At 66.8% G+C, this 23,133-nt stretch carries 19 protein-coding genes; 9 read left to right on the forward strand and 10 right to left on the reverse strand.

Features of this window, described 5'->3' with window-relative positions:
* Positions 1-46 precede the first annotated feature (46 nt).
* Positions 47-1,312, forward strand: coding sequence for a hypothetical protein (locus CAL12_RS27385; protein WP_157793146.1), 1,266 nt, complete (start codon positions 47-49; stop codon positions 1,310-1,312).
* Here the strand turns inward: CAL12_RS27385 and CAL12_RS27390 are convergent.
* The 3 genes from CAL12_RS27390 to CAL12_RS27400 all read right to left on the reverse strand — a co-directional run bounded on the left by CAL12_RS27390 (position 1,265) and on the right by CAL12_RS27400 (position 4,202).
* Positions 1,265-1,936, reverse strand: a complete 672-nt coding sequence (locus CAL12_RS27390) for a YrbL family protein (protein WP_086067492.1) — start codon at positions 1,934-1,936, stop codon at positions 1,265-1,267. The genes CAL12_RS27385 and CAL12_RS27390 overlap by 48 nt on opposite strands.
* Before the next feature lie 288 nt (positions 1,937-2,224).
* Positions 2,225-2,749: a single-stranded DNA-binding protein gene (gene ssb, locus CAL12_RS27395; RefSeq protein ID WP_086067493.1), complete on the reverse strand. Its 525-nt coding sequence runs from the start codon at positions 2,747-2,749 to the stop codon at positions 2,225-2,227.
* A gap of 268 nt (positions 2,750-3,017) precedes the next feature.
* A complete protein-coding gene (locus tag CAL12_RS27400; protein ID WP_086067494.1) occupies positions 3,018-4,202 on the reverse strand; it encodes an MFS transporter in 1,185 nt (394 codons plus the stop codon).
* A 152-nt stretch (positions 4,203-4,354) separates the two neighbouring features.
* Between CAL12_RS27400 and uvrA the strand changes: the two genes are divergently transcribed.
* The 3 genes from uvrA to CAL12_RS27415 all read left to right on the forward strand — a co-directional run bounded on the left by uvrA (position 4,355) and on the right by CAL12_RS27415 (position 9,555).
* On the forward strand, positions 4,355-7,252 hold the full coding sequence (uvrA, locus tag CAL12_RS27405; RefSeq protein WP_086067495.1) for an excinuclease ABC subunit UvrA: 2,898 nt from the start codon (positions 4,355-4,357) through the stop codon (positions 7,250-7,252).
* Positions 7,253-7,324: 72 nt separating this feature from the next.
* Positions 7,325-7,990 (forward strand): glutathione S-transferase family protein, encoded by a 666-nt coding sequence (locus CAL12_RS27410; protein ID WP_086067496.1) that lies wholly within the window; start codon positions 7,325-7,327, stop codon positions 7,988-7,990.
* Positions 7,991-8,106: 116 nt separating this feature from the next.
* On the forward strand, positions 8,107-9,555 hold the full coding sequence (locus CAL12_RS27415) for a DHA2 family efflux MFS transporter permease subunit (protein ID WP_086067497.1): 1,449 nt from the start codon (positions 8,107-8,109) through the stop codon (positions 9,553-9,555).
* Here the strand turns inward: CAL12_RS27415 and CAL12_RS27420 are convergent.
* From CAL12_RS27420 to CAL12_RS27430, 3 genes are read right to left on the reverse strand one after another with little or no spacing between them, the layout of a single operon-like run.
* Positions 9,549-10,685, reverse strand: a complete 1,137-nt coding sequence (locus tag CAL12_RS27420; RefSeq protein WP_086067498.1) for a deoxyguanosinetriphosphate triphosphohydrolase — start codon at positions 10,683-10,685, stop codon at positions 9,549-9,551. The two genes, CAL12_RS27415 and CAL12_RS27420, sit on opposite strands and share 7 nt — an antisense overlap.
* 48 nt (positions 10,686-10,733) lie before the next feature.
* Positions 10,734-11,810 carry a 3-dehydroquinate synthase gene (gene aroB / locus CAL12_RS27425; RefSeq protein ID WP_086067499.1) on the reverse strand — a complete coding sequence of 359 codons (1,077 nt, stop codon included), beginning with the start codon at positions 11,808-11,810 and terminating at the stop codon, positions 10,734-10,736.
* On the reverse strand, positions 11,807-12,304 hold the full coding sequence (locus tag CAL12_RS27430) for a shikimate kinase (protein ID WP_232465003.1): 498 nt from the start codon (positions 12,302-12,304) through the stop codon (positions 11,807-11,809). The genes aroB and CAL12_RS27430 overlap by 4 nt, the downstream gene beginning before the upstream one ends.
* A 243-nt stretch (positions 12,305-12,547) precedes the next feature.
* On the opposite strand from CAL12_RS27430, the gene CAL12_RS27435 reads away from it, so the two are divergent.
* Positions 12,548-14,983 carry a penicillin-binding protein 1A gene (locus CAL12_RS27435; RefSeq protein WP_086067501.1) on the forward strand — a complete coding sequence of 812 codons (2,436 nt, stop codon included), beginning with the start codon at positions 12,548-12,550 and terminating at the stop codon, positions 14,981-14,983.
* 2 nt (positions 14,984-14,985) lie between these two features.
* Here the strand turns inward: CAL12_RS27435 and cyaY are convergent, their stop codons facing one another.
* On the reverse strand, positions 14,986-15,315 hold the full coding sequence (gene cyaY / locus CAL12_RS27440) for an iron donor protein CyaY (RefSeq protein WP_086067502.1): 330 nt from the start codon (positions 15,313-15,315) through the stop codon (positions 14,986-14,988).
* 31 nt (positions 15,316-15,346) lie between these two features.
* On the opposite strand from cyaY, the gene lptM reads away from it, so the two are divergent.
* Together lptM and lysA are read left to right on the forward strand one after the other, a co-directional pair.
* Positions 15,347-15,574, forward strand: coding sequence for an LPS translocon maturation chaperone LptM (gene lptM, locus CAL12_RS27445; protein WP_086067503.1), 228 nt, complete (start codon positions 15,347-15,349; stop codon positions 15,572-15,574).
* Positions 15,571-16,863, forward strand: a complete 1,293-nt coding sequence (gene lysA / locus CAL12_RS27450; RefSeq protein WP_086067504.1) for a diaminopimelate decarboxylase — start codon at positions 15,571-15,573, stop codon at positions 16,861-16,863. The genes lptM and lysA overlap by 4 nt, the downstream gene beginning before the upstream one ends.
* An 81-nt stretch (positions 16,864-16,944) precedes the next feature.
* Here lysA and ccsB read toward each other — a convergent pair whose 3' ends face one another.
* From ccsB to CAL12_RS27465, 3 genes are all read right to left on the reverse strand, one after another.
* Positions 16,945-18,234: a c-type cytochrome biogenesis protein CcsB gene (ccsB, locus tag CAL12_RS27455; protein WP_420042804.1), complete on the reverse strand. Its 1,290-nt coding sequence runs from the start codon at positions 18,232-18,234 to the stop codon at positions 16,945-16,947.
* Positions 18,235-18,295: 61 nt separating this feature from the next.
* Positions 18,296-20,299, reverse strand: coding sequence for a cytochrome c biogenesis protein ResB (locus tag CAL12_RS27460; protein ID WP_086068154.1), 2,004 nt, complete (start codon positions 20,297-20,299; stop codon positions 18,296-18,298).
* Positions 20,300-20,555: 256 nt separating this feature from the next.
* The gene (locus CAL12_RS27465) at positions 20,556-21,257 is read right to left on the reverse strand and encodes a c-type cytochrome (protein ID WP_198298339.1); all 702 of its coding nucleotides are present in this window, start codon (positions 21,255-21,257) and stop codon (positions 20,556-20,558) included.
* A 212-nt stretch (positions 21,258-21,469) separates the two neighbouring features.
* Between CAL12_RS27465 and yihA the strand changes: the two genes are divergently transcribed.
* Positions 21,470-22,093, forward strand: a complete 624-nt coding sequence (gene yihA / locus CAL12_RS27470) for a ribosome biogenesis GTP-binding protein YihA/YsxC (RefSeq protein ID WP_086067506.1) — start codon at positions 21,470-21,472, stop codon at positions 22,091-22,093.
* A complete protein-coding gene (gene hemB, locus CAL12_RS27475; RefSeq protein WP_086067507.1) occupies positions 22,090-23,103 on the forward strand; it encodes a porphobilinogen synthase in 1,014 nt (337 codons plus the stop codon). The genes yihA and hemB overlap by 4 nt, the downstream gene beginning before the upstream one ends.
* The last annotated feature ends 30 nt before the right edge of the window (positions 23,104-23,133 follow it).

Raw genomic sequence — 23,133 nt, forward strand, 5'->3', positions numbered from 1 at the left:
GATATCCACGGCGCGCAACGCGGCGCGGCCGCAGGGGCGCCGAACAATGGATACTCCCAGGACCGCCAACACATCCAGATGCGCGCAGGTCCTGCGCTCCCTCATCGACCCTGGCCGGGGCCCGCGCCTTCCGTGGGTCATGCTGCGTCCGCGCGACTTCGACGGCGAGGACATCTTCGAAGGCGACTTCGACTTCCTCATCGACGAGGCGCGCTTCGACGAGATACTGGCCCGCGTGTTCGCCATCTGCCAGGAAGCCGGCGTCAGCTTCATCCTGCGCCAGTCATCGCCCTTCAAGCGGCAGATCGAGCTGTTGCACGACGACCAGCACCGCGTAACCCTGGAGTTCTGGCCGCACGCCGAACTGCGCACGCGCGGCGACGTCGGCCGGCTGAGCCGAGGCGGCGTCGACTACGCCACCTATGAGCGGCTGGACGCCAGGAATCGTGAGGCGCTCCTGGCCGCGCTGTTCCTGCTGCACCTGCACCACAAGCGCAAGAAGCTGGATGTGCCGCTGGTGCGCGATCGCCTTGCGTACTTCGCCGACCGTGTCGCGGATATCCCGGGATTGAGCGGCGCCATGCGCGGCCTGCTGGCCGGCACCGTGGGACTGGACGCCGCGCACCATACCGCGACGGCCTACCTGCTCGAACACAACATCCCGACCGTCTCGCCCATCGCCATCGCGTTCAAGCGCCTGGCATGGCGCATACGGCGCCTTGCGCACTGGCCTTCCTGGCGCACGATCGCGGTGGTCGGGCCGGACGGCAGCGGCAAGGGCACGCTGATCGACGCCGTCCAGGCCAGTCCGCTGGGACGGCGCTTCCGTTTCAAGCGCTTCAAGCGCCTGTTCCGCAAACCGCTGTTCTACTGGGGCCGGGAGCCGCGCAACGTGCGCGAGGAAAAAAGGCTCTGGCTGGTCCTTCCCGTCGCGTGGATCGCCTTCTCGCTGGCGCAGCTGTTCGGCGGCTGGCGCCGCCCGCTGGTGCTGGACCGCTACTTCTACGATTACTTCGTCCGCAACGTCCGCCTCACCGCGACGCAGCCCTTCCGGCGCATCGCGGCCTATGGCGCATGCAGCGCGCTGGCCCCGCCGCCGCGGCATCTCATCGTCGCCACCTGTCCGCCGGACGTCATCCACCAGCGTAAACAGGAAATGTCGCGCGAGGCCATCGAATCCCTGTACGCCATGTACCTGGATCAGGTCCGGCGCGGCCGGCTCCCCGCCACGCTGTTCTGCCACACAGGCGTCAGCATGGAAGAATCAAGCCGGCACGCACTGCTTTTTCTTGGGCACCCAGAGCCGGCTTGACCGGTCGCGCAGCATGTCCAGCGTTTTCTCGCGGAACGACCGGGCCTTGTGCCGCGCGGCCCATTGCTCCAGCGCCGTGAACCTGCAGCGGGCCCAATACTTGAAGTCGAAGTGCCGCGTGCCCAGGCCGTCGACGAACACCAGATAGGCGCGTCCTTCCAGCGACGACTCCCGCACCAGGAAGTTGTCGATGCCATAGTCGGCCAGGATGACGTTATTGCGGATCAGCCAGTCGCAGGCCTCGTAGACCAGGCCCACGGCTTCCATTTCGCTGATCAGTCCGCCGCGCAAGGCCTGCGACAAGGTCGGACAGGGCGTGCCGTCCGGCCGCTGCACCAGGTCCACCACCAGGCCGCGGCCACGATTGGTCTGTACCCAGCCGTGCACACGCGGCAGGTGCGGCCCTTTGACGCCCGACCGTTCCAGGTGGACGCTGTAGTGCAGGTCGATGTCGTTCTGCGCCCGTTCATGCTGTGGCTTCGCCACCTTGACCCCAAGCGCGCGGTTCAAGGGATGCCGCCAGACCTCGCGATCATGGCCGGCGCCTATCTTCTCGGCAAGCACCAACACGACGTCCTGACCCGCGGCGGTCTTGCACGACCACTCCGGAGGAAGTGTGCTCATGAAATATTGTTGTCGTTGGCTTCTTCATTATTCTGGGTGCGATTCCATTGACATGACAACGATATTTCAGGCGCCGTCGCGCCCCGACAACGCGGGGCAGAAAAAACGTCTTGTGGCTCAACGACTTGCAAACAGATGAGCTCCCGACGGACCGGACATTTACAAAAATTCGACGCGTGCGGTGCTATCGGCGAAGGCCACCATGCAAGGAACCCGAAGCCATCGCAAAGAAAAAACCCCTGCGCAGCCAGGCTGGGCAGGGGTCTTCCGGAAAACGGACCGGGACGTTCAGAACGGAATATCGTCGTCCATGTCCGTCAGGTTCGCCGCGCCGCCGCCACCGCCGGCGGGCGGGCTGGCCGGACGCTGCGGCGCCGGGCGCTGGGCCTGCTGGCGCGGGGCCCGTTGCGGGGCGTCGTCGTATCCGCCACCACCGCCGCCACCGCCGCCGAAACCACCACCGCCTTCGCCGCCTTCACGGCCGCCCAGCATCTGCATCTGGTCGGCCACGACTTCGGTACTGTAGCGGTCGGCGCCGGTGTCCTTGTCCTGCCATTTGCGCGTCTTCAGGCGGCCTTCGATATAGACCGAACGGCCCTTCTTGAGGTATTCGCCGGCGATTTCCGCCAGACGGTTGTACATGACCACGCGATGCCATTCGGTTTCTTCGCGCCGCTCGCCGGAGGCCTTGTCCTTCCACTGCGACGTCGTCGCGACGGACAGATTGCAGATGGCGCTGCCTTCGGGGCTGTAGCGCACTTCGGGATCGCGCCCGAGGTTGCCGACGAGGATGACTTTATTGACAGATGCCATGTGCTGATTTCCCTAGATTGCCCATCCCGGAAGGGTCCATGGGGCAAATAACTTCATTTGAATGTGCGTCGCGCCGGATCGGAGCGACGCGATCCCGCGCTGTGCTGATCAGGCGCCCGACGTCGGATGCGTCCGTCGGCCCGGACAGCGATACGGCAAGCTTACCGCACCTGGGGGCCGAATTTTACCGGCGTGGACAAAACCGTCGCGCTCGCCCTGCACAGCCATGCCCCAAGGTCGGGCCAGCCCCTGCGTGATCGAGTCCGCGTCAGCCCAGCGGTTTCAAGCCCCAGGTGGCCGCCAGCCACACCACCGAAAGACCGGCCACCGTCAGGAACACGGCGCTCGGCCCCGCATGGGCAGCCAGTATCCCGCCCAGCGCCCCGCCGCAGAACAGGCCGGCCGCCTGCGACGTGTTGTAGAAGCCCAGCGCCAGCCCCTTGTACGCCGCCGGCGCGACGCGCGAGACCAGCGACGGCTGCAGGGCTTCCAGCACGTTGAACATCACGAAGAACAGGGTCAGCAGCACCAGCATGGCGTGGAAACTGCCCTGCCCCCAGCGCATCAAGCCCAGCACCACGATCAATCCCCCCACCGCGCCGACCAGCGCGCCGCGGTGCGCGCGATACTTCTCGGCCACGAACACCACGGGCACCATCAGCACGAAGGACGCCACGATGACGGGCAGGTAGATTTCCCACAGGTCGTGCACGTCCAGGCCGTCCAGCCGGGCCATCAGCGCGGGCACGACCACGAACAGCGAAACCTGGATCAGGTGCAGGCAGAACACGCCGAAATTCAGCCGCAGCAGGTCGCCGTGCAGCAATACCTGGGACGGCCGGGCACCCCGCATGGTCCGGTTGCCGCTCAGCGGCACGACCGGCACCCACCAGCGCGCCACGGCGAAGCTGAGCACGCCCAGGCAGGCGATGGTCCAGAACAGGCCGGGCAAGCCCCACCAGCCGGTCAGCAGCGGCGCGGCCACCAGCGACACGGCGAAGGACACGCCGATGGACGCGCCGACCATGGCCATCGCGCGGGTGCGGACCTCGTCGCGCGTAGCGTCGGCGATCCAGGCGGTGATGGCGGCGGAGATCGCTCCGGCGCCCTGTACCGCGCGGCCGATGGTGATCCAGAAAACATTGGGGGACAGGGCACAGATCACGCTGCCCACGACGAACAGCACCAGGCCCAGCAGCACCACCGGACGCCGGCCCCAGCGGTCCGACGCCAGCCCGAACGGTATCTGCAGCACCGCCTGCGTCAGCCCGTAGATGCCCATCGCCAGCCCGACCTTGGCAGGATCGTTGCCGCCGGGCAGGCCGCGCGCGGCCACCGCGAACACTGGCAAAAGCAGGAACAGCCCCAACATACGACAGGCAAACAACCCTGCCAGGGCGATGCTGGTGCGTCTTTCGTTGGGAGTCAGCTGAAGGCGGGGGCGTGACGGCATGCGGGGGAATCGGGTCTGCTGCGCGCGATCTGATTGTTGTGGAACGGCGGGTAAACGCGACGCCCGTGCAGAACGGCCTGGCCACGACCCCGAACACGGACGAATTCGGCGCGCTATAGTACCAAGTTGGCCTTTGGAATTGCTTAAACCCGATGGACGCGATACGCATTCGGGGTGCACGCACCCACAACCTGAAGAACGTTTCGCTGGATCTGCCCCGGCAGAAACTGGTGGTGATAACGGGTCTGTCCGGTTCGGGCAAGTCTTCGCTCGCGTTCGACACACTATACGCGGAAGGCCAGCGCCGATACGTTGAAAGCCTTTCGGCTTACGCGAGGCAGTTCCTGCAACTGATGGACAAGCCGGATGTCGATCTGATCGAGGGCCTGTCCCCGGCGATTTCCATCGAGCAGAAGGCCGCGGGCCATAACCCCCGCTCCACCGTCGGTACCATCACCGAAATCCACGATTACCTGCGCCTGCTGTTCGCCCGCGTCGGCACGCCGTATTGCCCCGACCACGGCCTGCCGCTGCAGGCGCAGAGCGTCAGCCAGATGGTCGATACCGTGCTGGGCTGGCAGGCGGACACGCGCCTGGCGATCCTCGCGCCTGTGGCGCGTGCCCGCAAGGGCACCTTCGAAGACGAAATCGCCAGCCTCCAGGCGCAGGGCTATGTGCGCCTGCGCGTCGATGGGCAGATGGTCGAAATCGACAGCCTGCCGGCGTTGAAGAAAACCGAAAAACACGACATCGACGTCGTGATCGACCGGCTGCGCGTGCGCGCCGAAAGCGGGCAGCGCCTGGCGGAAAGCTTCGAAACCGCACTGGCATTGGCCGACGGCCGGGTCGTGGCGCTGGACATGGACGGCGCGCACGAACACGTATTTTCCAGCCGCTACGCCTGTCCCGTGTGCAGCCACAGCCTGCCCGAACTCGAGCCGCGGCTGTTCAGCTTCAACAACCCGATGGGCGCCTGCCCCAGTTGCGACGGCATCGGCCAGGTAGGCTTCTTCGATCCCAAGCGCGTAGTGGCATTTCCGGAGCTCAGCCTGGCGGCCGGCGCGATCCGTGGCTGGGATCGCCGCAATGCCTTCACGCATTCGCTGCTGACCAGCCTGGCCGCGCATTACGAATTCGATATCGAAGCGCCTTTCGAAGCGCTGCCGGAATCCGTGCGCGACAAGGTGCTGTACGGTTCGGGCGAAGAGGAAATCGCCTTCGTCTATCTGAACGAAAAAGGCCGCAGCACCGTCAAGCGCCACGTCTTCGAAGGCGTGATTCCCAATCTGGAACGGCGCTGGAAGGAAACCGATTCGGCCACCGTGCGCGAAGAACTGGGCAAGTACCGCAACATCAAGGTCTGCCCCGCCTGCCACGGCTCGCGGCTGCGCGCCGAAGCGCGCCACGTGCTGATCGGCGCCGAAAAGCGTGACGACAGCGAACGGCGCGGCCTGGCGATCTACGAAGTGGAAGGCATGCCGCTGTCGGACTGCCTGCGCTGGTTCCAGGAACTGGCGCTGGCCGGCGCCAAGCAGGAAATCGCGCAGCGCATCGTGCGCGAGATCGAAGCCCGGCTCAGCTTCCTGAACAACGTGGGCTTGAACTACCTTTCCCTGGACCGCAGCGCGGATACGATCTCCGGCGGCGAGGCCCAGCGCATCCGCCTGGCCAGCCAGATCGGTTCTGGCCTGACCGGCGTGATGTACGTGCTGGACGAGCCCTCCATCGGGCTGCACCAGCGCGACAACGACCGCCTGATCGGTACCCTGCAGCATCTCAGGGACCTGGGCAACAGCGTCATCGTGGTCGAGCATGACGAAGACATGATCCGTTCCGCGGACTGGGTCGTGGACATGGGCCCCGGCGCCGGCGAACACGGCGGCCAGGTGGTGGCGCAGGGCACGCCGGCGCAAGTGCAGGACGACGCGCAATCGCTCACCGGCCAGTACCTGAGCGGCCGCCGCGCCATCCAGGTGCCCGAGCGTCGTCCCGTCAATGACGAGCTGCCCTGGCTGGTGGTGGCCGGCGCCAGCGGCAACAACCTGAAGAACGTCGACCTGCGGGTGCCCGCCGGCCGCCTGGTCTGCGTGACCGGCGTATCCGGATCGGGCAAATCCACGCTGATCAACGATACGCTGGCGGTGGCCGTGTCGCGCCAGCTGCATCACGCCCAGGCCGAACCGGCGCCGTTCGTGGCGCTGGAAGGACTGGAGCATTTCGACAAGATCATCAGCGTCGACCAGAGCCCGATCGGCCGCACGCCGCGCAGCAACCCCGCGACGTACACCGGGCTCTTCACGCCCATCCGCGAACTGTTCGCCGGCGTGCCGGAAGCGCGTACGCGCGGCTACGATCCCGGACGTTTCAGCTTCAACGTCAAGGGCGGCCGCTGCGAAGCCTGCCAGGGCGACGGCGTGGTCAAGGTCGAAATGCATTTCCTGCCGGATATGTACGTGCCCTGCGACGTCTGCCAGGGCAAGCGCTACAACCGCGAAACGCTGGAAATCCGCTACCGCGGCCGCAACGTCAGCGAAGTGCTGGACCTTACCGTCGAACAGGCGCTGGAATATTTCGACTCGGTGCCCGCCATCTCGCGCAAGCTGCACACGCTGATGGACGTGGGGCTGTCCTACCTGCGCCTGGGCCAGAGCGCCACCACGCTGTCGGGAGGCGAAGCGCAGCGCGTCAAGCTGTCGCAGGAACTGTCCAGGCGCAGCACCGGCCGCACCCTGTACATCCTGGACGAGCCCACCACCGGGCTGCATTTCCGCGACATCGAACTGCTGCTGAAGGTGCTGAACCAGCTGGTCGACGCCGGCAACACGGTGCTGATCATCGAGCACAACCTGGACGTCATCAAGACCGCCGACTGGGTGGTCGACATGGGTCCGGAAGGTGGCGACGGCGGCGGCCGCGTGGTGGCGCAAGGCACCCCGGAAGACGTGGCGCGGACGGCGGGCAGCCACACCGGACACTACCTGCAACGCGTGCTGGAGGCCGCCAACGCCGTGCCGCCCGCCGCGACGCCGCTGCGCAGGAAGGCGAAGTAGACTGCGAAGGACGGCGTCTCCGCGCGGGGCGGACACGCCGCTGCAAACAAGCCCGATTATCCTGGAGCGTCCATGTACACCCTTCTGATCGGCAATAAAAACTATTCGTCGTGGTCGCTGCGGCCGTGGCTGGCGTTGAGCGTGGGCGGCATTCCGTTCAAGGAAGAAAAGCTGACGCTGTTCACGCCCGAATTCGCGGCGCGGCTGGCGCCGCTGACGCCGTCGGGCACGGTGCCCTTGCTGCTGGATGGCGATTTCGCCGTCTGGGATTCCCTGGCCATCTGCGAATACGCGGCTGAACGCCATCCGCAGGCGCGGCTGTGGCCCGCCGACCCGCGCGCCCGGGCCCGCGCACGTTCCCTGGCCGCGCAGATGCACAGCGGCTTCGCCGATCTGCGCAATGTCCTGCCCATGAACATCGAAGCGCTGTTACCCGGCATAGAGATTTCGCCCGCGGCGCAGCAGGACATCTCGCGCGTGCAGGCGATCTGGCAGGATACGCGGGCGGAATACGGCCAGGGCGGCCCCTTCCTGTTCGGCGCGTTTTCCATCGCGGACGCGTTCTTCGCGCCGGTGGTGTCCCGCTTCATCACCTACGGCGTCACCGCCGCCGCGGGCCCGGTGCGCGAGTACATGGACGCCATCCTGGCGCTGCCGGCCATGCAGGCGTGGATGCGCGACGCCAGGGCGGAAGGCATCTTCCTGCCGCCCGACGAGCCCTATCGCACGCAACGCTGAGCCGCCTGTCGAAATCCGCTGCCGTCGATCGTCGTGCTGGATACCGACAGGCGCGGGCAGGCGTGGACGCCTCGCTTCCCGCGCCCCCGCGATCCGCACTGAAAAGGAGAAGACACATGACACACGGCATAGAAGGCCGTAGACGCTGGTACGCGCTGACGGTGCTATGCCTGGGCGTACTGATGATCGTGCTCGACACCACCATCGTGAACGTGGCGCTGCCATCCATCCGCGCCGACCTGGATTTCACCGAAACGTCCCTGGTGTGGGTCGTCAACGCCTACATGCTGACCTTCGGCGGCTTCCTGCTGCTGGGCGGCCGGCTGGGCGATCTCTACGGCCACCGGCGCATGTTCCTGGCCGGCCTGGCGCTGTTCACCCTGGCCTCGCTGGCCTGTGGCATGGCGCACACGCGCGAATTCCTGATCGCCGCGCGCGCCGTGCAGGGCCTGGGCGGCGCCGTCGTCTCGGCGGTATCGCTGTCGCTGGTGATGAACCTGTTCACCGAAGCGGGCGAACGCGCCAAGGCCATGGGCATCTACGGTTTCGTCTGCGCGGGCGGCGGCAGCATCGGCGTACTGCTGGGCGGCCTGCTGACGTCCACCCTCAGCTGGCACTGGATCTTCCTGGTCAACCTGCCCATCGGCGTGGCGGTCTATGCGCTGTGCCTGGCCCTCATCCCGCGCGGCCGCGGCATGGCCATGGACGGTCCCCTGGACGTGGCCGGCGCGATCACGATCACAGCCGCGCTGATGCTGGCCGTGTATGCGGTGGTCAACGGCAATGAAGCGGGCTGGGGCTCCACGCAGTCCGTCGCGATGCTGGCGGCGGCGGTCATCCTGCTCGCGCTGTTCCTGGCCATCGAGGCGCGCGTGCGCGCCCCGCTGGTGCCGCTGCGCCTGTTCCGCCTGCGCAACCTGGCCGTGTCCAACGTGGTCGGGGTGCTGTGGGCGGCGGCGATGTTCGCCTGGTTCTTCATCTCGGCGCTGTACCTGCAACTGGTGCTGGGCTACGACGCCATGCAGATCGGCCTGGCGTTCCTGCCGGCCAACCTGATCATGGCCGCGTTTTCGCTGGGGCTGTCCGCCAGGCTGGTCATGCGCTTCGGCATCCGTGTGCCATTGGGAGGCGGCCTGCTGATCGCCGCCATCGGCCTCGCGCTGTTCGGCTACGCGCCCGTGCAGGGCAGCTTCGCGCTGCACGTGCTGCCCGGCATGCTGCTGCTCGGACTGGGCGCCGGCGTCGCCTTCAATCCCGTCCTGCTGGCGGCGATGAGCGACGTCCAGCCCGACGAATCCGGCCTGGCATCGGGCATCGTGAATACCTCGTTCATGATGGGCGGTTCGCTGGGACTGGCGGTCCTGGCCAGCCTGGCGGCGGCACGCTCCCATGCCGCGGCCGCGGCTGGCGCGGCGCCCGCGGTCGCGCTGAACCAGGGATACCAGTTGGCCTTTCTATGCGGCGCGGGCTTCGCCCTGGCCGCCGCCATCCTGGGCGGATACTGGCTGCGCACGCGTCTGCACGCGCAGGCGGACCGGCAGGAGCCCGCGCGGGCCCATCAATAGGACATATCGAACAGCCGCTTGTGTTCGCGCATGGCGTAGCGGTCGGTCATGCCGGCGATGTAATCCGAGATGGCGCGCGGCTGCGCGTCGCGCCGCAGGTAATCCGGCGGCAGCAGGCGCGGATCCGCCAGGAAGGCGGTGAACAGGTCGCGCACGATGCGGCGCGCCTTGGACGTCATGCGCATCACGCGGAAATGCCGGTACAGGTTTTCGAACAGGAAGCGCTTGAGCTCGTCGGCCTCGGCGCGTATCCCTTCGGAAAATCCCACCAGCGCCGGCGCTTCGCGCACGTCGTCCACGCTTTCCGGCCGGTGCCTGGCGATGCGTTCCGCCGTCGTGTCGGTCAGGTCGACGATCAGCGTATTGATCATCCGGCGTATGGTTTCCGCGATCTGCCGGCGTTGCGGAACACCGGCGAACTGCACCGCCACGACATCGTAATGGCGCGCGAATATGCGTACCTGGCGCATCTGTTCCACCGTTACCAGGCCGGACCGCAGTCCATCGTCGATGTCGTGATTGTTGTAGGCGATCTCATCGGCCAGATTGGCCAATTGCGCCTCCAGCGACGGCCGGCGGCGGCGAATGAAACGCTCGCCCACCGCGCCCAGCTGCCGCGCGTGCGCCAGCGAACAATGCTTGAGGATGCCTTCGCGGGTCTCGAAGCACAGGTTCAGGCCATTGAACGCCGCGTAGCGTTCTTCCAGCTCGTCAACCACGCGCAGGCTCTGCAGATTGTGCTCGAAGCCGCCGGCGCCCGGCGCAAGCTCGTGCATGCAGGCATTCAGTTCATCCTGGCCGGCGTGGCCGAAGGGCGTGTGGCCCAGGTCGTGCGCCAGCGAGATGGCTTCCGTCAATTCCTCGTTGACGCGCAGGCTGCGCGCCAGCGTGCGCGCGATCTGCGCCACTTCCAGGCTGTGCGTCAGCCGCGTGCGGAACAGGTCGCCTTCGTGGTTGATGAAGACCTGGGTCTTGTATTCCAGCCGCCGGAAGGCGGTGCAATGGATGATGCGATCGCGATCGCGCTGGAATTCCGTGCGGTTCTGCGGCGGCGGTTCGCTGTGCGCGCGGCCCAGGCTGCGCAGGGGATCGGCGGCATAGGGAGCCAGTGTGTCCGCGTAAGTGTTCATAGGGCAATGATCGTTGATTCCTGTCTATCGGACCATCGCCGGAAGGTTTCAGGCGACGGTGCGTTCCAGCACCCGGAGCACGGCGTCCCGCGGCGCGCCCTGGATGATGGCCTGGCCGATACGTGGCGTCAGGACGAAGCGGATCTCGCCGCCTTCCGCCTTTTTGTCCACCCGCATCAAGGACAGCCAGCGTTCCGCGCCCAGGTCCGGCGCCGTGGTTGGACAGCCGATGGCCTCGACCAGTTTCCGGACGCGCGCCACGTCCTCGCGCGGCAGGCCGGCGACCTCGGCGGACAGTTCCGCGGCCTGTACCATGCCGCAGCCGACGGCCTCGCCATGCAGCCAGGCGCCATATCCCAGCCCCGATTCGATCGCATGGCCGAAGGTATGGCCCAGGTTCAGGATCGCGCGCAGGCCCGATTCGCGCTCGTCCTGGCCCACCACCTTGGCCTTGAGTTCGCAGGACACCTGGATCGCCTGTCCCAGCACGTCGCGGTCCAGCGCGCGCAGCCGCGCGGCGTTCGCCTCGCACCAGGCCCAGAAATCGGCGTCCAGGATCATGCCGTACTTGATGACTTCCGCCAGCCCGGCCGACACCTCGCGCGCCGGCAGCGTGGCCAGCACGTCGGTATCGATTTCGACGGCGACCGGCTGGTGGAAGGCCCCGATCATGTTCTTGCCCAGGGGATGGTTCACCCCGGTCTTGCCGCCGACGGATGAATCCACCTGCGCCAGCAGCGTGGTGGGCACCTGCACGAAACGGATGCCCCGCATGTACACCGCCGCCGCGAAGCCGGTCATGTCGCCGATGACGCCGCCGCCCAGGGCCACCAGCACGGAACGCCGATCGAAGCCGTTGGACAGCAGGACGTCGAAGATCTGGTTCAGCGTGCCGCTGTCCTTGTGCTCCTCGCCATCCGGCAGGTCGATGCGCACCACCTTGCGCCCCGTCCTGGCCAGCGCGCGTTCCGCGCGTTCGGCGTACAGCGCGGCCACCGTGGGATTGGTGACGAGGGCGATCGCGGTGGCATTGGGCGGGATGGCCTCATCCAGATGGTCGAGCCGGCCCGGCGCGATACGGATGGGATAACGGGCGCCGGGCACGGCGACATCGACGACTTTCATGCTTGCTTCTCGTAGGCTTGCAGCTTTGGCGTCAGCTGCTTGACCAGCGTGCTGACGGGCACGCAGCCGGTTTCGATGACCAGGTGCGCGACCTCTCGGTACAGGGGTTCGCGGCGCGCCAGCAGGTCGCGCAGGGTGCCGCGGGGATCGGCGGTGGCCAGCAGCGGGCGGTTCTTGTCGCGGCAGGTGCGGCGGTAAAGCTCATCCACGCTGGCGCGCAGGTAGACGACGATGCCCTGCTCGCGCAGCACGGCGCGGTTTTCGGCGGCCAGGATGGCACCACCGCCGGTAGCCAGCACGATGCCGCGCCGGGCGGCGCAATTCGCCAGCGCGGCGGCTTCGCGCTTGCGGAAGCCCGCCTCGCCTTCGATCTCGAATATGACCGGCACGCGCACGCCGCAGCGGGATTCCAGTTCATGGTCCAGGTCGACGAAGTCGCGGCCCAGCACGCGCGCCAGCGAGCGCCCTATCGTGGTCTTGCCCGCCCCCATCATGCCGACCAGGAAGATCGGCGTGTCGTACGGCAGGCTCACGCGCGGCGCCGCGCCCACGACGGCGCAGGTCTCGGATTCGGATTCGACGGACGGCTTGGCGGCCGTGCAATCGGGTTGGGACGCGTTCATAAGACGTATTATCCCATTCGGATCAGTTGCCCGCGCGCCACACTGAACAACGCTGTTACAGAAACCACACACGCGGCAGGGATGGCCGGCCCGCTTCCCCGTAAAATCGCGGCGATGAGTAAGCCCCAGACTCCTTCGTCCAAGAACGAAAAGCCCGATTCGAGCGGCTCCCCCTTTGTCCGTTTTTTCTTCAAGCTAGGCATTTTCTTCGCCGGCCTGGCCGGCTGCGGCCTGCTGCTGGGCGGCATGGCGCTGGCCCTGGCCTGGCCCAACCTGCCCGACCTGCACGCGATGACGGACTATCGTCCGCGCATCCCGCTGCGCGTCTTCACCGCGGACAAGGTGCTCATCGGCGAATTCGGCGAAGAGCGCCGCAACGTGTTGCGCTTCAACGAGATCCCCGATGTCATGAAATCGGCGGTGCTCGCCGCCGAGGACGATCGCTTCTACCAGCACGGCGGCATCGACTGGACCGGCGTGGTGCGCGCCGGGCTGACCAACCTGGTCAACATGTCGAAGTCGCAGGGCGCCAGCACCATCACCATGCAGGTGGCCCGCAACTTCTACCTGTCGTCGGAAAAGACCTATACCCGCAAGTTCTACGAACTGCTGCTGACGTTCAAGATCGAGGCCAGCCTCAGCAAGGACCAGATCCTCGAGCTATACATGAACCAGATCTACCTGGGGCATCGCGCCTACGGCTTCGCCGCCGCTTCGCGCACGTACTTCGGCAAGCCGCTGTCGCAGATCACGCCGGCCGAAGCCGCGATGCTGGCCGGCATCCCCAAGGCGCCGTCGCGCTTCAATCCGATCTCGAACCTGCCGCGCGCCGAACTGCGCCAGCATTACGTGCTGGGCCGCATGCGCAGCCTGGGCTACCTGACCGATCCCGAATACAAGGAATCGATGGCCCAGCCCATCGTCATCAAGTCCGCCGAAGGCACCCCCGCGGGCGGCTACTCCATCCATGGCGAGTATGTGGCCGAGCTGGCGCGCCAGCTCCTGTACGGCGTCTACCAGGACAACGTGTACTCGCGCGGCATCAACATCTACACCACCGTGCAGTCCAAGGACCAGGAAGCGGCCTACCGCGCGGTGCGTGACGGCGTGCTGGACTACACCCGCCGCGCGCCCTACCCGGGCCCGGAAGCCCAGCTCGACCTGCCCGCCGGCGTGGAAAAGGACCCGCAAGCCCTGGACGACGTGCTCGACGGCGTACTGGACAAGTATTCGGACAGCGACGACCTGCTGGTCGCGCTGGTGCTGTCGGCCAGCCCCACCGAGATCAAGGTGGCGCGCAGCTCGCGCGAGATCATCACTATCAACGACAAGAAAGTCCTGGCGGTCGTCGCCCGCGCGCTGAACCCCAAGGCCAAGGACGACCAGCGCCTGCGCCGCGGCTCCGTGGTCTACATCCACAAGATCGGGCCGGACGATTGGGAAGTCCTGAACATGCCGTCGGTGCAGGCGGCCTTCGTCTCGCTGTCGCCGCAGGACGGCGGTATCCGCTCCATGGTCGGCGGCTTCGATTTCTACCGGGGCAATTTCAACCGCGTGACGCAGGCATGGCGCCAACCGGGCTCCAACATCAAGCCGTTCATCTATTCCGCGGCCCTGGAACGCGGCCTGACGCCGGCCACCCAGATTTCCGACCAGCCCTTCGCCATGAGTGCCGCCCAGACCGGTTCCAAGGCCTGGACGCCGAAAAATTACGGCAACGAGTACGAGCCCATGCTGACCATGCGGCAAGGCCTGTACAAGTCCAAGAACATGGTCTCCATCCGCATCCTGCAGGCCATCGGCCCGCAGTACGGGCAGGATTACCTGACGCGCTTCGGCTTCGACAAGTCGCGCCAGCCCGCGGTGCTGCCCCTGGCGCTGGGTGCCGGCTCCGTCACGCCCCTGCAGCTGGCCGGCGCGTATTCGGTCTTCGCCAACGGCGGCTATCGCATCACCCCCTACCTGATCGACCGCGTCACGGACGGCAGCGGGAAGGTCATCATGCAATCCAAGCCGCTGGTGGCGGGCGATTCCGCTGCCCGCGCCATCGACCCGCGCACGGCCTTCGTCATGGACGACATGCTGCGCGGCGTGGCGACCTACGGCACCGCCGCCCGCGCCCGGGTAGTCCTCAAGCGCAACGATATCGCCGGCAAGACGGGCACGACCAACGAATCCGTGGACGCCTGGTTCTCCGGCTATACCCCCAGCCTGGAAGCCACCGCCTGGCTGGGCTACGACCAGCCCAAGTCGCTGGGCTCGCGCGAAACCGGCGGCGGCGCCGCGCTGCCGATCTGGCTGAGCTATATGCAGGAAATGCTGAAAGGCGTGCCGGAACAGAAACAGCGCCCGCGGCCGGATGGCCTGCTGGTGGAAAACGGCGAGTTCTATTTCTCTGAATTCCCGCCTGGACAGGCGGTGGCCCGCCTGGGCCTGCCGGCGCCGGGCTCGGACAGCCTGGGCGACCTGCTGAATACGCTGCGCTCGGCCAACGCCGACAACCGGCCCTCCGGGACCAGTTTCGGCGAAGGTTCACTGCCGGTGCAGTAGCCCTACACCTGGACGACGATCGGCACCCCTGCCGCCTCTGAACAGATCTGCGACAGGGCGTCATGCAGCGGCGGCCCGCCGCGCGTATCCAGCCAGTGCTGGCCGTCGTAGCGGTAATGGAAGCCCCCGCTGCGCGCCGCCACCCACAGTTCCTGCATGGCGGCCTGGCTGTTGACGACCACGTGCGTGTCGTCCTCGAAAACCAGGGTCAGTACATTGCCGCTGCGGTTGGCCTCGACATCGACGTCCAGCGAAGCCGCCCAGTCATCGGCCTGGCTTTCGATACGGTCGAGCACCTGTTCCGCCAACGCAAGAAATTCGGTTTCGTTCATAATCCAGTCTGCAAGAATTACGGAGTTCCCAGTGTCCCACCCGGCATACCGCCGTACCGCTCTGCGCATTGTAGCCACGCTGGGCGCAGCCGCATCGCTGGCGGCCTGCGGCTACAAGGGCCCGCTCATCCCGGCATCGCAGGCCCCCGTACTGAAGCCGCCCCCCAAGGTTATCGCACCCCTGGAGTTCCGTGCCGCTTCCGGCGTCCGCCTGGGCACCGCGCTTCCCGATTTCCCGCCGTCCGCCACCCAACGATGAACGCTTCCATTTCCGCGCCGGCGCAGCCGGCCGGCTACCCGCATTTCCACTACCGCGACGGCGCGCTGTGCGCCGAGGACGTGCCGCTGCAGTTGCTGGCCGACCGCCTGGGCACGCCGCTCTACGTCTATTCGCGGGCTGCGCTGCGTGCCGCCTGGGAATCCTACCGCGACGCCATCGGCGACCGCGACGTCCTGGTGTGCTACGGCATGAAGGCGAATTCCAACCTGGCGGTACTGAAGGAATTCGCCCGCCTGGGCGCCGGCTTCGACATCGTGTCGGGCGGCGAACTGCAACGCGTGCTGGCCGTGGGCGCGGATCCGGCCAGGATCGTGTTCTCCGGCGTGGGCAAGCAGGCCTGGGAAATGCGCAAGGCACTGGAAACCGACGTCAAGTGCTTCAACGTGGAATCGGAAGCCGAGCTGAATCTGCTATCGGATGTCGCCACGTCCATGGGCCGAACCGCCCGTGTGTCCCTGCGCGTGAATCCGGACGTGGATGCCGGCACCCACCCGTATATCTCGACCGGCCTGAAGGAAAACAAATTCGGCGTCGCCATCGCGGACGCCCCGCGGGTGTATCAGGCGGCCGCGTCCCTGCCAGGGATCGCGGTGACGGGCGTGGACTGCCACATCGGCTCGCAGATCACCGACGTTTCCCCCTACCTGGACGCGCTGGACAAGCTGCTCGACCTGATCGACGGCCTGGCGGCGGCCGGTATCCACATCGAACACCTGGACCTGGGCGGCGGCCTGGGCATCCGTTATACGGATGAAACCCCGCTGCGGCCGGCGGCGCTGCTGGACCAGGTCTACGCGCGCCTGGACGCGCGCGGCCTGAGCCATCTGAAACTGATCATGGAGCCAGGCCGCTCCCTGGTCGGCAACGCGGGCGTCCTGCTGACCACCGTGCAGTTCCTGAAGCACGCCGAGGCGCGCAACTTCGCCATCGTCGACGCGGCCATGAACGATCTGATCCGGCCCACGCTGTACGACGCCTGGCATGGCGTGCTGCCGGTCCACCCCCGGGGCGGGGCGACGCAGGAATACGACGTCGTGGGGCCGGTCTGCGAAAGCGGCGACTGGCTGGCCAAGCAACGCGCGCTGGCGGTGGAACGCGGCGACGTCCTGACCATCGAATCCACCGGCGCCTACGGGATGGTCATGGCGGGCAACTACAACACCCGCCCGCGTCCCGCCGAAGTCATGGTCGACGGCGCGCAATTCCACGTGATCCGCCAGCGCGAGACGGTGGAAGACCTGATGCGCGGCGAATCCACGCTGCCATGAGAAGAAACCGCGCGCCCGGACTCGATGCCCGGACGCGCGGTGGCGAAGCTTTCCGTCCTGGCGAGAAGCTCGCCGCCGGGCCTACAGTTGCCCGTAGGAATGCAGGCCGGACAGGAACATGTTCACACCCAGGAAGGCGAAGCCGGTGATCAGCAATCCCACCAGGGCCCAATATGCCGCCATCGCGCCGCGCAGGCCCTTGATCAGCCGCATGTGCAGCCAGGCGGCATAGTTCAGCCAGACGATCAGGGCCCAGGTTTCCTTGGGATCCCACTGCCAGTAAGCGCCCCAGGCATCCGCCGCCCACAGCGCGCCCAGTATGGTCGCCACCGTGAAGAACGCGAACCCCACGGTGATCGCGCGATACATGATGTCGTCCAGCACCGCCAGCGGCGGCAAGGCCGCGGCCACCCTGCGGCGCCCCACCAGGATGGCCCCCACGATGACGGCGCCCAGGCCGAAATACGTCATCCACGCCGCCGACAAGCCCTTGGTGCGGAACACCATGGGCTCCACGCACAGCAGCACGCCCAGCACGAACAAGGGCGCCAGCTTGCGCCATGACGTGGTCTCGCCGTTTTCCTTCACCAGGTAGGCGAAGCCGACCATGGCCGACAGCGAAAACGTGCCGTAGCCGATGAAATTGGCCGGCACGTGCAGCTTCATCCACCAGCTTTTCAATGCCGGCACCAGCGGCTGGATCTGCGCGGCGTCGCGCGTGAAGGCATACCACAGCAGGAACATCACGGCCGACGAGATCACCAGCAGCACGAAGCCGCCCAGCGCCCGCGTGGCGTAGCGGCGTTCGTAGTACAGGTAGAACAGCGCCGTGATCAATGAAAACAGCACGAACACTTCGTACAGGTTGCTGACCGGGATATGGCCCAGGTCCGGGCCCATCAGGTGGCTCTCGCGCCAGCGCACCAGCATGCCGGTGACGCCGGCGAACACCGCCCCCCAGGTCAAGGCCGTGCCCAGCCAGGCCGCCGTGGGACTGAACAAGCCCAGCCAGTAGGAAACCGTCGCCAGCACGAACAGGGCCGACATCCACAGGATGGCCGATTGCGACGACAGCAGGTACTTGAGGAAAAACACTTCCTCGGCGCGCGCCAGGTCATGGCCGTACAACATGACCGCCAGCCCGCTGGCCAGCGCCACCGCGACCATCAGCCGGCGCAGCGGACGCCACAGCCAGCCCATCCACGTGAGCACCAGCACGGCGCCGCTCAGGATGACCTTCTCGTAATAGTCCATGGACCCGGCGAAGCGGGTCAGCGCATAGCCGGCGCCGGCGGCCAGCAGCAGGAAGAACACGGCGTCGGTCCAGTCGGGACGTCCGCGCCGCAGGCGCGCATCGCCGCTTTCGGCCATGCCGTCCTGCCAGAGATTGTCGTGCGAAGGGGAAACCGCGGTTTCGGACATGACTAGCACCTCACTGCTTCAGGCGCAGCAGCGCCTCTTTGAGCCGCTCGAACTCTCGATGGAAATCCAGTGTACGCCGCTGGGATGTCATGGCGGCGTGCACGGCGCTGCCGCGGCCGTCCGGGCCGGGCGTCACCCAGACCCAGACGCGGCGGTCGCGGATATAGAACATGCTGAAGACGCCCAGTATCAGCAGCAGGCAGCCGACATACACGGCCTGCTTGCCCGGCGTGCGGCTGACCTGGAACACGCTGGCCTGCACCTGCTTGAAGTCCGCCAGGGTGAAGAACACCGGCGCCGGATACATCGCCAGATCGGACAGCGCCGCCACCGCCACCCGCGACCAGACCGCGGCGCGTTCGCCGGCTTCGCCGTCGCTCGGCAGCGGCGGCAGGCCGGCGCGCTCGCGCTCCATGACGCGCAGCTCGGCCACGCTCGCGCCGATCAGGCGCACGACGATATCGGCGGCGCGTTCCAGTTCGGATGCCGGCGCGTTGCTTTGCAGGAAGTTCGCCACCGCCTGCAGGCCGCCGTCGGAAAACGTGTGCAGCGCCCGTTCCGCCGCCGTCTCCAGGGGCTGGCGGTCGCTGCCCGCCGGGGCATTCTTTTCGGCGAAGCGGCGCGCGGCTTCCGCGCGCGCCTGCGGGTCGGCCAGCAAGGCGCGCAGGCGCATGAATTCGGCAACGGAGTTGTCGTCGTCCGCCGGCAGGCGCAGGTAGCGATAGTTCTCGTTGGCGTTGTTGCGCACCCCCGCCAGGAAGACCGGGAAACCGTCCAGCTGCACCGGCAGCATGTAGTTGCGGAATTCGTGCGACTGGCCGCTGGCGTCGATCAGGCGATACTCGACCGCCGGCCCGACGTTGCGCAGGTTCGCGTTGGCCTTGCCGGCGGCGCTGCCCGCCACCGACGCGACGTTCTGCGCGAAGTCGCGCGCCGGCTTGGGCGTGCCGCCGGACAGGTCTTCCACATTGATGGGACGCAACGCGGTGACGTCCACCTTCAGGTCGCGCGCCTCGGCCGGCGCGTCCTTGCCGGTCTCTGCGCTCTTGCCCACCGTGCCCGAAATATCGAAGGTGGCGGGGTCGCTGCCTCGTAGGGGATAGCCATGCAGCTTCACCGTGCTGCCGCCGTCGTCGAAGCTGGACTGGTACACCGTCACGCCCTTGAAGCGGAGCGGTTCGTTGACCTCGATGGTCTTGTCGAAGGTCTTGCCGGTATCGGGATCCCGCACCTCGACTTCGCTGGCGAAACGGCTGGGCATGCCGGTCGAGTAGTAGTCGACGATGAATTTCTTCAGCGTCAAGGTGAACGGGATGGGCTGCACCAGGGCGCCATCGCCGACCATGACCACCGCATTATTGGCGCGCCCGCCTTCCGGCACCATCATGCTGGAGCGGAAGCTGGGATTGTTCATGGACAGCCGCCCGCTGGGCGGCACGTCGCTGATCAGCATGTTTTCGACGATGGGCTTCTTGCCGCCCAGCCAGACCTGCGCGCGCACCGCCAGCTCGCTGTCCAGCAGGCCGCCCACGCAGATCACGATCAGCGCTGTGTGCGCGAAGATATAACCCAGGCGGTTGGCGCTGCCCTTCTTGCCGGCGAGCAGCACGCCTTCGCCGTCCTGGCGTTCCTTCACCGCGTAGCCCAGCGACTTCATCAGCTGGCGCGCGCGGCCCAGCGTATCGGCGGCCGCGGCGCCGCTGTCGAATTCCAGGCGCTGCGGAAACGCGCGCAGGCTGGACAGGCGTATGTATTCGCGGAAGGACACCGCGTCCCGCAGCATCTTGGGCGCGTTGCGCGTCAGGCAGATCCCGGTGGATACCACCAGGAAAGTCATGATCAGCAGGAACCACCAGCTGTTGTAGACGTGCCAGAGCGAAAACTTGTCGAACACCGCGTACCAGAACGGCCCGAACTGATCGATGTAGGCGGAAGACGCCTGGTTCTGCACCAGCACCGTGCCGACGATGCTGGCGACGCAGATGAACATGAGCAGGCTGACCGCGAAGCGCATGGAGCCCATGAGCTCCACGAAGTCCGCGGGCAGGTTGCGCAGGGTCGGGCGGGGGGAAGGCGGATTCTGATGCATCGGAAAAAAGTGGGCCCTGAAGCAGCCGGGCGACGATCCGCCAGGACGTGGGACCAGTCAGCCTGGCCGTTGGGCCCGGCCAACGGCCGCAACGGCGAGGCCCGGGGCAAGGACATGGCGCGGACGCAGCACTACGGACAATACAGCCTCCGCGCTGACGCGCCGATGACAGCCGGCGCCGTCAGCGCAGGCCGGCCGCGTAGTCGGACACCGCCTTGATGTCGTCGGCCGTCAGGCGGCTGGCGATTTCGTGCATGGGCTCGCTGTTGTTGCGGCTGCCGTCCTGGAAGAGCTTCAGCTGTTCCTCGATATAGGAGGGAAACTGGCCCGACAGGCGCGGATACTGCGCCGGAATGCCGGCGGCATTGGCGGAGTGGCAGGCCGCGCAGGCGGGGACGTTGCGATCGGGCAGCCCGCCGCGCCAGATGGTCTGGCCGCGCTCGATCAGCGACTTCTGGCCGGCGGTGGCGGGTTCCTTCAATTGCTGCTGCGACAGGTACAGCGCGATGTTCTGCATATCCTGCGGCGTCAGCGACTGCACGATGGCGGTCATCGGCGTGGGATTGCCGCCCGCGCCGTTGCGCACCGGCGCCTTGGCGCCCTGCTTCAGCTGGAAATCGCCCAACTGCTTGGCCAGGTATTCGTGCGACTGGGCCGCCAGATTGGGATTGGTGGGGATGGTGCTGTTGCCAGCGGCGCCGTGACAGCTGGCACAGGCGATGATGCCGCGGGCCTGGTCGCCGTTGGTGTAGAGCTGCTCGCCCTTGGCCGCATCCGGCTTAGCGGCCGGGGCCGAAGCGTCGGCCGCGAAAACAGGAGAAATGGCGGCCGAACCAAAAACCAATCCGCCCACAACCAACATCTGGGACAGCACACGCTTCATGAAAACCTCGACGTTCGCAGCATCGACTCACGGCGCTGATACGCGCCGATTATGATTTGCCTATGTTTTCCATTCGCCTGCCCAGACCTGCCGGTATACCCCGAGTTCTGTGATGCGACGCGGCGTGCTACACCGGTAGCGGACTGACGCCCACCCTTGCAAACGCCGGATTATACAATAGGGCCCGTACCCCTCTCCGCACCCCCGTCCCCGTGTCCCTTCTGCATCGCGCCTCGTTCTTCACCTCGGCAGCCCGCCTGGACCAGCTGCCCGCCCCCGGCGCGCCCGAAGTCTGCTTCGTCGGCCGCTCCAATGCCGGCAAGTCCACGGCCATCAACGTGCTGACCAACCAGCGCCGCCTGGCCTTCTCCAGCAAGACGCCCGGCCGCACGCGCCTGATCAATATGTTCGGCCTGCCCGATCCCTACGACCCGGACCATCCGCTGGGTTTCCTGGTCGACCTGCCGGGCTATGGCTATGCCGCCATCAGCCAGAGCGAGCGCGACAAATGGGCGGAGCTGCTCGGCGGCTACCTGGCCACGCGCGCCTCGCTGGTCGGCGTCGTGCTGCTGATCGACATCCGCCGCGGCGTGACCGACCTGGACCGCCGGCTCGCCGATTTCATCGCGCCGACCGGCCGTCCGGTGCTGGCCCTGCTCACCAAGGCCGACAAGCTGCCTTATGGCCAACGCACGCGCACGGTCTTCGCGGTGCGCAAGGACCTGGCGGACATCGGCGCCCTGCACACGGTGCCGTTTTCCGCGCCCGACCGCATCGGCCTGGAAGAAGCGGGCGAGCACATCGAAAATTGGATCTCTCCCAAGGTAGCGCCATGAATCACCATATCGTATCGGCGGGTTTCCCCGCGTCCCGCCCACGTCGCCTGCGCCGTGACGATTTCACCCGCCGCCTGGTGCGCGAAAACGTCCTCACCCCGAACGACCTGATCTATCCGGTCTTCGTCGCGGAAGGCCGGGGCCTGCGCCAGGACGTGCCGTCGATGCCCGGCGTCGTGCGCTATTCGCTCGACACCCTGCTGCCGGTGGCCGAAACCTGCATGGAACTGGGCATTCCGGTCATGGCGCTGTTTCCCGTCATCGACAGCGCCCTGAAAACGCCGGACGGCATCGAGGCGGCCAATCCCGATGGCCTGGTGCCGCGCGTGGTCGGCGAGATCAAGAAGCGCTTTCCCGAGCTCGGCGTGCTGACGGACGTGGCGCTGGATCCGTACACCAGCCACGGCCAGGACGGCCTGATCGACGAATCCGGCTACGTGCTGAACGAGCCCACCGTGGAAATCCTGGTCAAGCAGGCGCTGGTGCAGTCGCAAGCCGGCGTCGACATTGTCGCGCCCAGCGACATGATGGATGGCCGCATCGGCGCCATCCGCGAGGCACTGGAAGACGCCCAGCACATCCATACCCGCATCATGGCGTATTCGGCCAAGTACGCCAGCGCCTTCTACGGGCCGTTCCGCGACGCGGTCGGTTCGGCCGCCAACCTCGGCAAGTCCAACAAGGCCGTCTACCAGATGGACCCGGGCAATCTCGAAGAGGCCCTGCGCGAAGTCGCGGCCGACCTGGCCGAAGGCGCCGACATGGTGATGGTCAAGCCCGGCATGCCGTACCTGGACGTCGTGCGGCGGGTCAAGGACGCCTTCCGCGTGCCGACCTTCGCCTATCAGGTCAGCGGCGAATACGCGATGCTGAAGGCCGCCGCCGCGAACGGCTGGCTGGACCACGACAAGGTCATGATGGAAGCTTTGCTGGCGTTCAAGCGGGCCGGCGCGGACGGCATCCTGACCTATTTCGCCATCGACGCGGCGCGCCTGATGAAGGGGCGCTGAGCACCGCGGAGCGGTACGTGGAACAACGGG

The sequence above is a fragment of the Bordetella genomosp. 8 genome (assembly GCF_002119685.1).
In the GTDB taxonomy this organism is placed as follows: Bacteria; Pseudomonadota; Gammaproteobacteria; order Burkholderiales; family Burkholderiaceae_B; genus Bordetella_C.